General features: G+C 70.5%; 12 protein-coding genes. 7 read left to right on the top strand and 5 right to left on the bottom strand.

What is annotated here, in order from left to right; translation table 11 throughout:
* Positions 1-202 precede the first annotated feature (202 nt).
* A complete protein-coding gene (locus tag ACFYRY_RS04880) occupies positions 203-643 on the bottom strand; it encodes a hypothetical protein (RefSeq protein ID WP_389140050.1) in 441 nt (146 codons plus the stop codon).
* A gap of 143 nt (positions 644-786) precedes the next feature.
* Positions 787-1,953 (bottom strand): xylose isomerase, encoded by a 1,167-nt coding sequence (gene xylA, locus ACFYRY_RS04885; protein ID WP_389140052.1) that lies wholly within the window; start codon positions 1,951-1,953, stop codon positions 787-789.
* A 235-nt stretch (positions 1,954-2,188) separates the two neighbouring features.
* Here xylA and xylB point away from each other — a divergent pair, with 235 nt between their 5' ends.
* From xylB to ACFYRY_RS04915, 6 genes are all read left to right on the top strand, one after another.
* Positions 2,189-3,631, top strand: coding sequence for a xylulokinase (gene xylB / locus ACFYRY_RS04890; protein WP_389140056.1), 1,443 nt, complete (start codon positions 2,189-2,191; stop codon positions 3,629-3,631).
* Positions 3,632-3,718: 87 nt separating this feature from the next.
* Positions 3,719-4,927 (top strand): ROK family protein, encoded by a 1,209-nt coding sequence (locus tag ACFYRY_RS04895; protein WP_389140059.1) that lies wholly within the window; start codon positions 3,719-3,721, stop codon positions 4,925-4,927.
* 459 nt (positions 4,928-5,386) lie between these two features.
* Positions 5,387-5,986: an N-acetylmuramoyl-L-alanine amidase gene (locus ACFYRY_RS04900; RefSeq protein WP_389140061.1), complete on the top strand. Its 600-nt coding sequence runs from the start codon at positions 5,387-5,389 to the stop codon at positions 5,984-5,986.
* Positions 5,987-6,107: 121 nt separating this feature from the next.
* On the top strand, positions 6,108-7,370 hold the full coding sequence (locus tag ACFYRY_RS04905) for a GAF domain-containing protein (protein ID WP_389140064.1): 1,263 nt from the start codon (positions 6,108-6,110) through the stop codon (positions 7,368-7,370).
* 118 nt (positions 7,371-7,488) lie between these two features.
* Complete coding sequence (locus tag ACFYRY_RS04910) at positions 7,489-9,012, top strand: aldehyde dehydrogenase family protein (RefSeq protein ID WP_389140067.1); 1,524 nt, start codon at positions 7,489-7,491, stop codon at positions 9,010-9,012.
* 287 nt (positions 9,013-9,299) lie between these two features.
* Positions 9,300-10,778, top strand: a complete 1,479-nt coding sequence (locus ACFYRY_RS04915) for a BTAD domain-containing putative transcriptional regulator (RefSeq protein WP_389140070.1) — start codon at positions 9,300-9,302, stop codon at positions 10,776-10,778.
* A gap of 143 nt (positions 10,779-10,921) precedes the next feature.
* On the opposite strand, the gene ACFYRY_RS04920 is transcribed toward ACFYRY_RS04915, so the two are convergent.
* Positions 10,922-11,467, bottom strand: a complete 546-nt coding sequence (locus ACFYRY_RS04920; RefSeq protein WP_389140073.1) for an ester cyclase — start codon at positions 11,465-11,467, stop codon at positions 10,922-10,924.
* A 72-nt stretch (positions 11,468-11,539) separates the two neighbouring features.
* Here ACFYRY_RS04920 and ACFYRY_RS04925 point away from each other — a divergent pair, with 72 nt between their 5' ends.
* The gene (locus ACFYRY_RS04925) at positions 11,540-11,986 is read left to right on the top strand and encodes a winged helix-turn-helix transcriptional regulator (protein ID WP_389140075.1); all 447 of its coding nucleotides are present in this window, start codon (positions 11,540-11,542) and stop codon (positions 11,984-11,986) included.
* 40 nt (positions 11,987-12,026) lie between these two features.
* Here the strand turns inward: ACFYRY_RS04925 and rraA are convergent, their stop codons facing one another.
* Both rraA and ACFYRY_RS04935 read right to left on the bottom strand, forming a co-directional pair.
* Positions 12,027-12,512 carry a ribonuclease E activity regulator RraA gene (rraA, locus tag ACFYRY_RS04930; RefSeq protein WP_389140078.1) on the bottom strand — a complete coding sequence of 162 codons (486 nt, stop codon included), beginning with the start codon at positions 12,510-12,512 and terminating at the stop codon, positions 12,027-12,029.
* An 87-nt stretch (positions 12,513-12,599) separates the two neighbouring features.
* Positions 12,600-13,286 (bottom strand): GntR family transcriptional regulator, encoded by a 687-nt coding sequence (locus ACFYRY_RS04935; RefSeq protein WP_389140081.1) that lies wholly within the window; start codon positions 13,284-13,286, stop codon positions 12,600-12,602.
* Positions 13,287-13,346 lie beyond the last annotated feature (60 nt).

Genomic DNA, 13,346 nt, shown 5'->3' on the forward strand with positions numbered 1-13,346 from the left:
TGCCTTCCCTCGGCCCCGGGCGCCTGTCGGACGCCTCACCAGCAACGTTAGGAAGCGGACGGCCCCGATCCGGTCGACCCGCGGGCTGAACCACACGGATGACGTCATACCGTGGTACGACGCCGGTGTCCGACTCGGGGCGGTCCGATCGGCCGAAACGGAAGAGACTCCCCCACTCCCCCGTCGCCCCCTTGCCTTCGGCTCAGGGCTGCGGGAACTCCCCGGCCAGGGACGGGAACAGCGATTCGATATCGCTGGGAAAGCCGCTCGGCACCTCGGTCGGGAACCACGAGGGCAGATCGCTGGGCAGTCCGCTGGGCACCTCGGTCGGCGGACTGAACGACGGCAAGGGCGAGCGGCCGGTGCCGGCGCTGCTCCCGGCGGGCGGCTGCTCGTCCGGCGCGTCGTCGCTCCCCGAGCTCATGAGGACCACCGCGACGACCGCCACGGCGGCCACGAGAACGACCAGCAGGGCGTAGAGGGGGCCGCGCCACCTTTTCGAGGGTGGTCCGTGGTGGCCGTAGCCGTCAGGAGGAGGTCCGTCGTGGCCGTAGCCGTCAGGTGGCGGTCCGAAACCGCCGCCCGGAGGCGGGGTGTTGTCCGGCGGTCCGGGCGGTCGAGGGGGTACCGGCGGCATGCCCATACCCCCCAGAGTCGCCCCGAACCGGTCAAGTCGAGACCCCCGCACGGAAGTTGATACGGACTCATGCCATGGACCGCACGATTCCGGCACATTCCGCGTGGGGAGCTCAGCTGGAGCCGCTCAAGGCGGCACGCGCACGTGCGTCAGCCACGCGCTCCCAGCAAGTGGTCCATCGCCAGCTGGTCGAGCCGCTCGAAGGCCATCCCGCGCGCGGCGGCCGCCTCGACGTCGAACCCCTCGAAGGCCGTACGGTCCGCGAGCAGCCCCTTGAGGCCGTCGGCCGCGGTGGGCTGCGCCAGCTCGTCCAGCCGCGAGGCGCGCAGGGCTTCCTGGACCTCGGGGTCGGCGCGGAAGGCGGCCGCGCGGTCCTTGAGGATGAGGTAGTTGCGCATGCAGCCCGCGGCCGACGCCCACACACCGTCGAGGTCCTCGGTGCGCGGCGGCTTGAAGTCGAAGTGCCTCGGGCCCTGGTATCCCGCATTCTCCAGGAGGTCGACCAGCCAGAAGGCGGCCCGCAGGTCGCCCGCGCCGAAGCGCAGGTCCTGGTCGTACTTGATGCCGGACTGGCCGTTGAGGTCGATGTGGAAGAGCTTGCCCGCCCACAGGGCCTGTGCGATGCCGTGCGGGAAGTTCAGCCCGGCCATCTGCTCGTGGCCGACCTCCGGGTTGACGCCGTACAGCTCGGGCCGCTCAAGTCGCTCGATGAACGCCAGTGCGTGGCCGACCGTGGGCAGCAGGATGTCGCCGCGCGGCTCGTTGGGCTTGGGCTCGATCGCGAAGCGCAGGTCGTAGCCCTGGTCGGTCACGTACTCGCCGAGGAGGTCGAAGGCCTCCTTCATGCGGTCGAGGGCGTCGCGTACGTCCTTGGCGCCACCTGACTCGGCGCCCTCACGTCCGCCCCAGGCGACGTAGGTCTCGGCGCCGAGCTCGACCGCGAGGTCGATGTTGCGGATCGTCTTGCGCAGGGCGTAACGGCGCACATCGCGGTCGTTGGCGGTGAAGGCGCCGTCCTTGAAGACGGGGTGCGTGAAGAGGTTGGTGGTGGCCATCGGCACCTTCATGCCGGTCGCGTCGAGGGCCTCCCGGAAGCGCTTGATGTGGGCCTCGCGCTCGGCGTCGGACGAACCGAAGGGGATCAGGTCGTCGTCGTGGAAGGTCACACCGTGGGCACCGAGCTCGGACAGGCGCCGCACCGACTCGACCGGGTCGAGGGCCCGGCGGGTGGCGTCGCCGAAGGGGTCCCGTCCCTGCCAGCCGACGGTCCACAGGCCGAAGGTGAACCTGTCCTCGGGGGTGGGCTGGTAGTTCATGCCGCGGCTCCTTGTTGCTTGCGCTGATGGCTGCGTGCTTGCGACTGATTGATGCGTTGCTTGCGACTGCTGTGTCGCTGGGGACTCTGCGTGGCGTGCGACTGCGCAGTGCCGACTATTTCGTCATGGCGATTTACAAATTAGTATGCCGACGCGTCTCTGGGAAGGGACAAGATGTCTTCAGGCAGGGACGCATACGCAGTGAGAGACATGAGCCGCACTTAGGGAGAGCCCGATGTCAGCAGCCGAAGGTCCGCTCGTCGTCGGTGTGGACACATCCACCCAGTCCACCAAGGCTTTGGTCGTCGACGCGTCGACCGGACGGGTGGTGGCCGGCGGACAGGCCCCGCACACCGTGTCCTCCGGGGCCGGCCGCGAGAGCGACCCGCGCCAGTGGTGGGACGCGCTGGGTGAGGCCCTGCGCCAGTGCGGGGACGCGGCGCGCGAGGCGGCCGCGGTGTCGATCGGCGGGCAGCAGCACGGCCTGGTCACGCTCGACGCCCAGGGGGAACCGGTGCGTCCGGCCCTGCTGTGGAACGACGTGCGCTCGGCGCCGCAGGCACGCCGGCTGACCGAGGAGCTCGGCGGCGCCAAGTTCTGGGCCGAACGCACCGGCTCCGTTCCGGCCGCCTCCTTCACGGTCACGAAGTGGGCCTGGCTGGCCGAGCACGAGCCGGAGAACCTCCGCGCCACCAAGGCCGTACGTCTGCCCCACGACTACCTCACCGAACGGCTCACCGGCCAGGGCACGACCGACCGCGGCGACGTCTCCGGCACCGGCTGGTGGGCGTCGGCGACGGAGACGTACGACGACGAGATCCTCACCCACGTGGGGCTCGATCCCGCCCTGCTGCCCCGTGTGGTCCGCCCCGGCGAAGTGGCCGGTACCGTGCGCGACGGCCACGACCTGCCGTTCGCCAAGGGCACCCTGGTCGCTCCGGGAACCGGCGACAACGCCGCCGCCGCGCTCGGGCTCGGCCTGCGTCCCGGCACCGCCGTGCTGAGTCTGGGCACCTCCGGCACGGTCTACGCGGTGTCCGAGCGCCGCCCCACCGACCCGACCGGCACCGTGGCGGGCTTCGCCGACGCCCACGGCGACTGGCTGCCGCTGGCCTGCACCCTGAACTGCACCCTCGCCGTCGACCGCGTCGCCGCGCTGCTGGGTCTCGACCGTGAGGCGGTGGCGCCGACGGACGTCACCCTCCTCCCCTACCTGGACGGCGAACGCACCCCGAACCTTCCGAACGCCTCCGGGCTGCTGCACGGCCTGCGCCACGACACGACCGGAGGCCAGCTTCTGCAGGCCGCGTACGACGGCGCCGTCCACGCGCTGCTCGGCGCACTCGACCTGGTCCTCGACGAGGACGCCGACCGTTCGACCCCGCTGCTGCTGATCGGCGGCGGCGCCCGGGGCACCGCGTGGCAGCAGACCGTCCGCAGGCTGTCGGGGCGTCCCGTCCAGGTGCCCGAGGCCAAGGAACTGGTCGCGTTGGGTGCGGCGGCCCAGGCAGCAGGCCTGCTCACCGGCGAGAGCCCGGGCGCGGTCGCCCGACGCTGGAACACGGCGGCCGGGCCGGTGCTCGACGCCGTGGAGCGGGACGAGGCGGCCCTGGCAAGGATCTCCGGGGTACTCTCCGACGCGTCCCCGCTGCTGGAGCGGGGGACGGACCCGAGCTGACGGACACCTGGTGACGCACGACAGTCGACGTGCGCGGTCCGGCCGTCAGCCGGCGCCGGACACCATCGACCGAGAACGGGCGGAGGCATGACCGCACCGCTGCACGAGACCCACCCGGGCGGGCCCGGGCGTGCGCTGCCCGACACCCAGCAGGGCATGCGGCGGCGCAACCTCGCCCGGGTCATGCACGCCGTGAGTGCCGAGGGGCAGCTGTCCCGCGCCACCGTCGCCGCGCGCATCGGTCTCACCCGTGCCGCGGTGTCGAGCCTGGTCGACGAACTCATCCGGTCCGGACTGCTGGAGGAACTCGGTCCGGAGCGGCCCGGCCGGGTGGGCAGGCCGGGGTCGGCGCTCGCGGTCAGCGGGCGCGGACCGGCCGGGATCGGCGCCGAGGTCGGCGTCGACCACCTCGCGGTCTGCGCGGTCGATCTGCGGGGGCAGGTGCGGGCCCGGGCGGTGCGGCACGGCGCGAACCGGGGCCGCTCGCCCGGACCGGTGGTCGCGGAACTCGCCGACCTGGTCCGCCGGGTCGTCGCCGAGGCGGAGACCGAGGGGCTGTGGGCCGCCGGCCTGGCCGTGGCCGTACCGGGGCTGGTGGCACGAGACGCGCGGACCGTCGTACGCGCCCCGAACCTCGACTGGCACGACACGGACCTCGGTGCCCTGCTGCCCGCCGAGTTCACGCCGACCGTGGGCAACGAGGCCAACTTCGGTGCCCTCGCCGAGCTCTGGCTCGGCGGCGGCACCCCGCGCGACTTCCTGCACGTGTCCGCCGAGATCGGCATCGGTGCCGCGGTCGTCGTGGACGGCCGACTGCTGCGTGGAACCCGTGGTTTCGCCGGCGAGTTGGGACATGTGCCGGTCCACCCGGACGGGCCGGACTGCCCGTGCGGCGGACGCGGCTGCCTCGAGCAGTACGCCGGTGAGGAGGCGGTGCTGCGGGCGGCCGGTCTGGAGCCGGGCGAGGACCGCGTGGGGCTGCTCGCGCAGCGGGCCACGCAGGGCGACGAGACCGTACGGGCTGCCCTGCGCGGCGCGGGAGAGGCGCTCGGGACAGCGCTGACCGGGGCGGTCAACCTGCTGGACCCCGAGGGCGTCGTCCTCGGCGGTGCGCTGGCGGCGCTCGCGCCCTGGCTGCTGCCGTCACTGCGGGACGAGCTGGCCCGCCGCACGGCGGGGCCGGCCTGCCCGGTGTCCGTGTCCCGGCTGGGTTCCGAGGGGCCGTTGCTGGGGGCCGCGCACTCGGTGGTACGGGCGGTGCTGGACGATCCGGCGATGGTGGCCGAACGGGCCTGACCGCTGGGCGACTTCGCGGGGCGGGTCCTGCTGGTTCACGGGCGCGGGTCCTGCCGGTTCACGGGCGCAAGCCCGGCTGATTCACGGGCGCAGGTGCGGCCGACCCACATGTGCACGGCGGTTTCACTCGTCCGGGTGAGCGAGTTGTCCCCAACCGTGCCGTCGTCCACCGAGGCAGACGACGTCCGGCTGCCCAACCGGCAAGCGCCGTACCGTGATTCACGCGGGGCGCAGCGGTTGTGCACAGCTGCCGCGTCCGGCTGACGAGGGATCACATGTCGGCAAGGGCACCGACACCAACTGCGCCTGCGTGGCCAAGATCCGCAAACAACGGCCGTCCGAGCGCGAAACTCACAAAGGGTGCACGCCCTGCTTCGGCAGGCAGCGGCGACGCTACGAGGCTGAGCGCGCGCCCCCGCCCCACCAGTGAACCTCCCCCACCTTCGAAAGGCACTCCGTATGGAACGCGCAAGACCGTTCCCGAGCAGGCGACGGCTGTTGCAGGGCGCCGTCCTCGCCGCCGTCCCGACCGCGCTGCTGCCCGACGCGCTCGCCCGAGCGCAGGGCCGGGCCGTCGACTATCCGTCGGCCGAATGGCAGCCGGCGGTCGCGTCCAACTACACGGTCTCTCATCGTCCCGACTCCTATCCCCTCGACTTCGTGGTCATCCACGTCACCCAGGAGACCTACGCCGACACACTGGCCATCTTCCGCGACCCGCAGCGGCAGGTGTCCGCGCACTACGTCGTCAGGTCCGCCGACGGTCACGTCGCGCAGTGCGTCCGCGAGGCCGACATCGGCTGGCATTCGGGGAACTGGGACTACAACACCCGCAGCATCGGCGTCGAACACGAGGGCTGGGTGGACCGGCCCGCCTACTTCACCGACGCGCTGTACGAGCAGTCGGCCAGGCTGACGGCCGCGATCTGCGCGAACTACGGCATCCCCAAGGACCGGGAGCACATCATCGGACACTACGAGGTACCGGGCGCGGACCACACCGACCCCGGCCCCGACTGGGACTGGGACCGCTACATGAGACTGGTCGACCTCGCCTGACCTAAAGGACAGAACCACCGGCGGTGCCTGCTCGCCGTTCGGGAGCACGGTCGAAACGGTTGTCCGCGCGCGTACCCGGAGTGACGATGTCCCCAAGAGTTCGCCTGTCGGGGAGGCCGAGTTGTCCGAACCCTGGGTGGCCCTGGAGCCGGGGGCCGACCCCGCCGAGCGTGTGCGGATGCTGCTGCGCGCGCACGAGACGTTCACGGAGGCCGGCACCGTGCCGCGTCCGGTGCGTTCGGTGGTGGCCGACTCCTGGCGGCGTTCGGCGCGGGCAGGGGTGGGGCCCGACGGCACCGCGAGCGTGGAACTCTCGGACGGTGACCTCGGCGCGTACCGGGCCGAGCACCCGCTGGCACGGGTGATGCCGCTGTTCCGTGAACTGCTGGGCACGTTCGCCGCGGACGGCGAGCATCTGCTCGCCGTGTGCGACACGCGCGGCCGGCTGCTGTGGGTCGAAGGTCATCCGGCCACCCGCCGCCAGGCGGACCGGATGAACTTCGTCCCGGGTGCCCGGTGGGCGGAGACCGCCGTGGGGACGAACGCGCCGGGCACGGCGGTCGCCCTGGACCGGCCGGTGCAGGTGTTCGCGGCCGAGCACTTCATCCGGCGGGTACAGCCCTGGACCTGCGCGGCGGCCCCGGTGCACGACCCCCGCTCCGGGCGGGTGCTCGGGGCCGTCGACATCACCGGCGGGGACGGCCTGGCGCATCCGCACAGTCTGGGGTTCGTGCAGGCGGTGGCGCGAGCCGCCGAGTCCCAGCTGGCGCTGCTGCTGCCCGAGCAGCCGACACTCGACACGCCGCAGCTCAGCGCGCTGGGACGTGACGAGACCCAGCTGTGCGCCGGCGGGCGAAGGATCCGGCTCAGCCGTCGGCACAGCGAGATCGTGGTGCTGCTGGCCCGCCGTCCGGAGGGCCTGAGCGGCGAGGAGCTGCTGTGCGCGCTGTACGAGGACGAGTCGGTGACGCCGGTGACGCTGCGTGCCGAGCTGGCACGGTTGCGCCGGATACTGGGCCCGGGTCTGCTCGCGTCCCGTCCCTACCGCCTCACCGTGCCGGTCGAGTCGGATGTCGCCGTCGTCGAACGGCGGTTGGAGAGCGGCGCCGTGACGGCGGCGGCGAGTGCGTACACCGGTCCGCTGTTGCCCGGCTCGCAGGCACCGGCGGTGGTGCGGCTGCGGCGGCGCCTCGCCGACGGCTTGCGTTCGGCGCTGATCGCCCGCGGGGACCCGGACCTGCTGGCGGACTGGGCACACGCTCCCTGGGGCGAGGACGACCTGGACGTATGGCGGGCGCTCGCCGCGGTACGGCCGACGGCGGCGGTGCGGGCACGTCTGGCGGCGCTGGAGTCCGAGTTGGCGTCGGCGCCGCGACATCGGTAACGCGATCTGAGCTCTTCGAACCGCGGAGCACCGCAACGTACTTGCAACCTCCCGCTTCCTAGCCTCGGGCTGTCAGCTGCCCGACGGCGGGCAGCGCTTGTGAGGGAGGCAGAGCAGGATGACCCGATACGCGGCGCCCGGAACCGAGGGTGCGATCGTCTCCTACCAGGCGCGCTACGACCATTTCATCGGCGGCGAGTACGTGCCGCCGGCCCGCGGACAGTACTTCGAGAACCCGTCCCCCGTGAACGGGCAACCGTTCACGGAGGTCGCGCGCGGCACCGCGGCGGACGTGGAGAAGGCACTCGACGCGGCGCATGCGGCCGCCCCCGCCTGGGGCCGGGCCTCGGTGACCGAACGCTCCGACATCCTGCTGAAGATCGCCGACCGGATGGAGGCACACCTCGAACCCCTGGCGGTGGCGGAGAGCTGGGAGAACGGCAAGCCCGTCCGGGAGACGCTGGCGGCCGACATCCCGCTCGCCATCGACCACTTCCGCTACTTCGCGGGAGCGATCCGTGCGCAGGAAGGCTCACTCGGCGAGATCGACGACGACACGGTGGCGTACCACTTCCACGAGCCGCTGGGCGTCGTCGCGCAGATCATCCCCTGGAACTTCCCCATCCTGATGGCCACCTGGAAGCTGGCCCCCGCCCTGGCGGCGGGCAACGCGGTCGTCATCAAGCCCGCCGAGCAGACTCCGGTCTCCATCCACTACTGGATGAGCCTCATCGCGGACCTGCTCCCTCCCGGTGTGGTGAACATCGTCAACGGCTTCGGCGCGGAGGCCGGCAAGCCGCTGGCATCCAGCCCGCGGGTGGCGAAGGTGGCGTTCACGGGCGAGACCACGACGGGGCGGCTGATCATGCAGTACGCCTCGGAGAACATCAAGCCCGTCACCCTGGAACTCGGCGGCAAGTCGCCCAACATCTTCTTCGACGACGTATGGGCGCAGAACGACGACTTCCGCGACAAGGCACTCGAAGGCTTCACCATGTTCGCGCTCAACCAGGGAGAGGTGTGCACCTGCCCGTCCCGGGCGCTCATCCAGCGGGGCCACTACGCCGAGTTCCTGGAGGCGGCCGTGGCACGTACGGAGCTGATCAAGCCGGGTCACCCCCTGGACACCGACACCATGATCGGCGCCCAGGCCTCCAACGACCAGCTGGAGAAGATCCTCTCCTATCTGGACATCGGCCGGCAGGAGGGCGCGAAGATTCTCACCGGCGGTGAACGCGTCCAGTACGACGGCGAGTTGAAGGGCGGCTACTACGTCCAGCCGACCATCTTCGAGGGCGACAACCGCATGCGGATCTTCCAGGAGGAGATCTTCGGACCGGTGGTCTCGGTGACGTCCTTCGACGACTTCGACGACGCGATCAAAATCGCCAACGACTCCCTGTACGGGCTCGGCGCGGGCGTCTGGACGCGGGACATCAACACGGCCTACCGCGCGGGCCGGTCGATCCAGGCGGGCCGCGTCTGGACCAACTGCTACCACGCCTACCCGGCACACGCCGCCTTCGGCGGATACAAGCAGTCGGGAATCGGACGTGAGACGCACAAGATGATGCTGGAGCACTATCAGCAGACGAAGAACATGCTGGTGTCGTACTCGCCGAAGAAGCTGGGATTCTTCTAGACACAGAAAAAGGGCGCCTGACCAGGGCAGATGCCCGTCAGGCGCCCTTCGCGATCGAATGGGTGGCTGTACGGTGCCGCCGGGACGTACAGCCACAAGAACGCCGAGTGGTCCGACGCACGGATGGAGTTCAGCAGTACTGACGCACCACCATGATCACCGGCGGCCGAACACCAAGGTCCCCGACGGATTCAAGGCTTAGACTTCGGGGTGATCCGCGCGGTTGCCCCCCGAAAACCTGACCGCGCCTGCCAGTTCGGACAGGCATCCCTCAAGGAGGGCGCTAGTTGAAAGAGCGGTTACGGTTCTCGCTTCTGGGACCGGTCAGGGCGTGGCGTGGCCAGGACGAGATTGCGCTCGGCCCACCCCAGCAGCGGGCGGTGCTGGCCGTTCTGCTGCTGGCCGAAGGCTCGCAGGTGTCGGTGGGCAGACTCGTCGACGCGGTGTGGGGGACCGAAGCGCCGGCCTCCGCACGTGGCATTCTGCGTACCTACATTCACCGGCTCCGGAAGGTGTTGGAGCCCGCCGGGGACACGTCATCGTCCATGATCCGTGCCGCGGGGGACGGCTATCAACTCACCTCGCCGGGCGAGCTGGATCTGAGCGTCTTCCGGGAGCTGGTCGCCCAGGCCGAGCGGACGCGAGGTGCGGGAGACGCCCAAGGCGCGGCGAAGTGCCTGGGTGATGCGCTCGGTCTGTGGCGGGGGGCGGCGTTGGCCGGTATCCGGGGCGAGTACGCGGACAGCCAGCGGCAGCGGCTGAACGAGTTGCGTCTGTCGGCGGAGGCGGCCCGGCTGGCGGTCGAACTCGACCTGGGTGGCCATGAGAAGGCGGCCTCGGAGCTGACCGGTCTGGTCGCCGAGCATCCGCTGGACGAGCGGTTCCGGGAGATGCTGATGCTCGCCCTGTACCGCTCAGGGCGGCAGGCCGCGGCCCTCGCCACCTACCGCGAGGCGCAGACGCTGCTCGCGGGCGAGCTGGGCGTCGATCCCGGGCCGGCGCTGCAGGCGACGTACCAGCGCGTTTTACAGGCCGACGCCGGTCTCCTCACTCCACCGGTTCCGGTCGAGGCCACCCCCGTACCCGCCCCGGTCCCGGTCGAGCCCGCCCCCGTGTCCGCATCGGTCCCTGCCGTTCCGGCCCAACTGTCCACCGGTCCAGTGGTGTTCGTCGCCCGGGACTCCTCAGGAGAGGAGACCGGAGGTCCGGATACCCGTACCCGCCGGCTCCGCTGGATGCTGCTGGCCGGGTCCGGCCTGGCGACGGTCCTGCTCGCGTGCATCCCCTTCCTCATACCGGGCTCGGACTCCGACGAGGGCGATTCGACAGCGGGTTCTTCGACAGCGGGTTCTTCGACAGCGAGCCCCGCCCCCTCCAAGCCTGCTTCAGGCGTGGCAATACAAAGTCACGCCTCCGACAGGTGCATCGACGGCGGCACCCTCGGGGGCGCGCAGCTGCAGATCGTGGACTGCTCGAGCAGCGACAGACAGTACTGGCAGATCGTGTCCGAGGACAGGCTCATCCGGATCTCGGGCAAGTGCCTGGACGTCGCAGGCGGTTCGACAGACAACGGCGCGGCCATCCAATTGGCCGACTGCAACGGCAGCGGCTCCCAGAGGTTCCGGCTCAACCCCGCCCACGACCTGGTCAACCTTCAGGCTCACAAATGTGTGGAGGCCACGGATCCGCGCGGCAGCAACCGTACGCCGCTCCGGCTCTGGACCTGCACGGGCGCCCAGAACCAGAAGTGGAGCGCGGTCATCTGATCCATCGACCGCTCAGGCGCCGACCCCGACCTGCCCGTCCTGCTCCTGGCTCACCCGCCCAAGCTCGTCGACCGGGCGGCAGCCTCCGGCATCGACCGGCGCCCAGGTCGTTGCCTGGGGCGCCCGGATCTACGGCAGCGATCTCATGCGCCAACGCCGATCTGCCTCATCATGTCCTGCATGTCGAACAGGACGAACTCCTCGGTCATGAGGTCGTCCTGCCACTTCGCGATGGTCGTGAAGAACGTGGTGAACGACTTCCCCGTCGGCTCGATCACCTGGCCCCCGAGGGTCAGGGTGCCCGTAAAGGTTCCGCTGAGCCTGCCCATCGCGACCGACCACGCGCCCTGTCCGAACTGCACGTCGTAGGGGTCGTTGTGCACCTTCAGGTCGGGGAACGCCGCGACGAAGAACTCGGTGTCCCGTCGGTGCGGGGGGATGCCGACGGTCTCCGGCATCCCGAAGACATGCGCCGTGACATCCGGGGCGTGTCGGTGGTCGAGGAAGAAGTCGTAGTCCCGCGCGTTGAACGCGTCGTCAGCCGCCTTCATGAGGCGCAGCAGGCGCGCGGTCTGCTCGCTGGGCTCGCCCGTGCCGGTGCCTCGGTCGAAACCGTCGCGGTCGACCGCGGAAGGCGCCGCACCCGGGTAGCCGAGCTCGCTGTGCGGGGTGGAATCGATGCCGCTCATGTGCGTGATCCTTTGATCCTACGATGGGCTCTCTCATGGTGAGTTACTCCCTGAAGGAGTAAATTTCACGGTATGAGCCGCATGGAAGCCTCACAAGAACGCACTTTGGGGACAGCTGCTCACCTCCCGGTGAGCGACCCGCGGCCGGTCGGACGGCTGTCGATCCCGTCGGCGGACGATCCGAGGTGCTCGGTCAGGGATGTGCTGGACCGGATCGCGGACAAGTGGACCGCTTTGATCATCACGATCCTCGCGGAGGGGCCCATCGGGTACGCCGAGCTTCGCCGGTCGGCGGCCGGCGTCTCGCACAAGATGCTGGCGCAGACGCTGCGCAAGCTCGAGCGTGACGGCCTCGTGGACCGCACCGTCCTGGATGCGCGTCCGGTCAGGGTGACCTACTCGCTGACCCCGTTCGGGGAGACGATCGTCCCACCGCTCACGGCGCTACGGAACTGGGCGAACACCCATGGGCCCGAACTGGTCGCCAACCAGGTCGCCTGGGATCAGCGCACACCATGAGGGGATGAGGTGCCGTCGCCCTGTTGGCACCCGTGCCCCATCAGGTCCTCGGCAGGAGGACGACTCCGTCGTCGTCGGCGTGCAGAATGTCGCCGGTGGTGAACGTGACCCCACCGAACGACACGGGCTCGTCCACGGCGCCCGCGCCGGCCTTCCCGCTCTTGCGAGGGTTGGTCCCCAGGGCTTGGACGCCTATGTCCATCCCGGCGAGGACGGCGCTGTCGCGGACGGCTCCGTACACGACGACACCGGCCCAGCCGTTGGCACGCGCCCGCTCGGCCATCAGGTCCCCCAGAAGCGCGGTCCGCAGCGAGGCTCCACCGTCGACGACCGCGACATGGCCCTCACCGGGGGTGCGGAGCAACTCGTGCAGCAGGGCGTTGTCGCCGGGGCAGGAGAGGGTGCGTACCGGGCCGGCGAAGGAGCGGACGGCCCCGTACGAGGTGAACTGCACGTCACAGACTCGTAGTTGATCGCCGTACTCGTCGACGAGGTCGGCGGTGGCGAGCGGGGATGTACTGGGCATGGCAACTCCGGGGGTGGTGTCAGGAGGGCGCTGGTTCGATTCCTGACCCTGTGGGTGACGGCACCGCCCGACGCCGTCAGGGTCGTGTCAGATTCCGTTGCTGGAGTCGGGATGGCCGAGCCGCCACACCGCTGTCGCACCGAGGCTGGTGTCGATGTGCTTGCGCATGATCTCCGCCGCGCCTGCGCCGTCTCCGAGGGCGACGCATTCAACGAGCGCGTCATGCTCCCTGGCCTTCTGGTCCCGGGCGCCCTGGCCCGGGTCCGTACGGAGGGCCAGCAGACGATAACGGTCGGCCTTGTCCCACAGCGCCTCCAGCGTGCCGATGAGCAGGTCGTTGTGGGACGCCGTGTAGATCGCGGCGTGGAAGCGGCGATGGGCCACCAACTGCTCGACGCTCGGGTGCGGGTGGAGTGGGGCCAGTCCGGCCGCTGCGGCGCGGATGGCCTGGATGTCGGCGTTGGTACGCCGTTCGGCGGCCAGCGAGGCGGCCAGTGGGTCCAGGGACCGGCGGATCTCCAGCAGATCGCGCGCTTCTTCAGCGCGCAACGGTGAGACCCTGGCGTCCCGGTGGGCGTCCAGCTCGACCAGACCCTCGCTCTTGAGGCGGCGCAGCGCCTCGCGCAGCGGCGTGGTGCTGATGCCGATGAAGCTCGCGAGCTCCCGTTGCTGGATCACCGAGCCGGGCTCCAGTTCCCCGGAGAGAATCCGGTCGCGGACCTGGCGGTAGGCGAAGTCGCTCTTCGTCTCGAAAGCCTCAACCGGCTGCGACATGCGGTCCCCTCTGGCGTCATCACGACGGTTATAACCTACAGAGTCGGCGTCGACTCCGCT

Origin of the sequence: Streptomyces sp. NPDC005263 (assembly GCF_042872365.1) — a bacterium.
Lineage (GTDB): Bacteria > Actinomycetota > Actinomycetes > Streptomycetales > Streptomycetaceae > Streptomyces.

What these genes read in the sequence shown, in the direction of transcription:
- ACFYRY_RS04895 (WP_389140059.1), top strand. Translation starts at nt 3,719, where the DNA reads ATGACCGCACCGCTGCACGAGACCCACCCGGGCGGGCCCGGGCGTGCG.
- ACFYRY_RS04935 (WP_389140081.1), bottom strand. Translation starts at nt 13,286, where the DNA reads ATGTCGCAGCCGGTTGAGGCTTTCGAGACGAAGAGCGACTTCGCCTAC.
- rraA (WP_389140078.1), bottom strand. Translation starts at nt 12,512, where the DNA reads ATGCCCAGTACATCCCCGCTCGCCACCGCCGACCTCGTCGACGAGTAC.
- ACFYRY_RS04880 (WP_389140050.1), bottom strand. Translation starts at nt 643, where the DNA reads ATGGGCATGCCGCCGGTACCCCCTCGACCGCCCGGACCGCCGGACAAC.
- ACFYRY_RS04900 (WP_389140061.1), top strand. Translation starts at nt 5,387, where the DNA reads ATGGAACGCGCAAGACCGTTCCCGAGCAGGCGACGGCTGTTGCAGGGC.
- xylB (WP_389140056.1), top strand. Translation starts at nt 2,189, where the DNA reads ATGTCAGCAGCCGAAGGTCCGCTCGTCGTCGGTGTGGACACATCCACC.
- ACFYRY_RS04925 (WP_389140075.1), top strand. Translation starts at nt 11,540, where the DNA reads ATGAGCCGCATGGAAGCCTCACAAGAACGCACTTTGGGGACAGCTGCT.
- xylA (WP_389140052.1), bottom strand. Translation starts at nt 1,953, where the DNA reads ATGAACTACCAGCCCACCCCCGAGGACAGGTTCACCTTCGGCCTGTGG.
- ACFYRY_RS04920 (WP_389140073.1), bottom strand. Translation starts at nt 11,467, where the DNA reads ATGAGCGGCATCGATTCCACCCCGCACAGCGAGCTCGGCTACCCGGGT.
- ACFYRY_RS04910 (WP_389140067.1), top strand. Translation starts at nt 7,489, where the DNA reads ATGACCCGATACGCGGCGCCCGGAACCGAGGGTGCGATCGTCTCCTAC.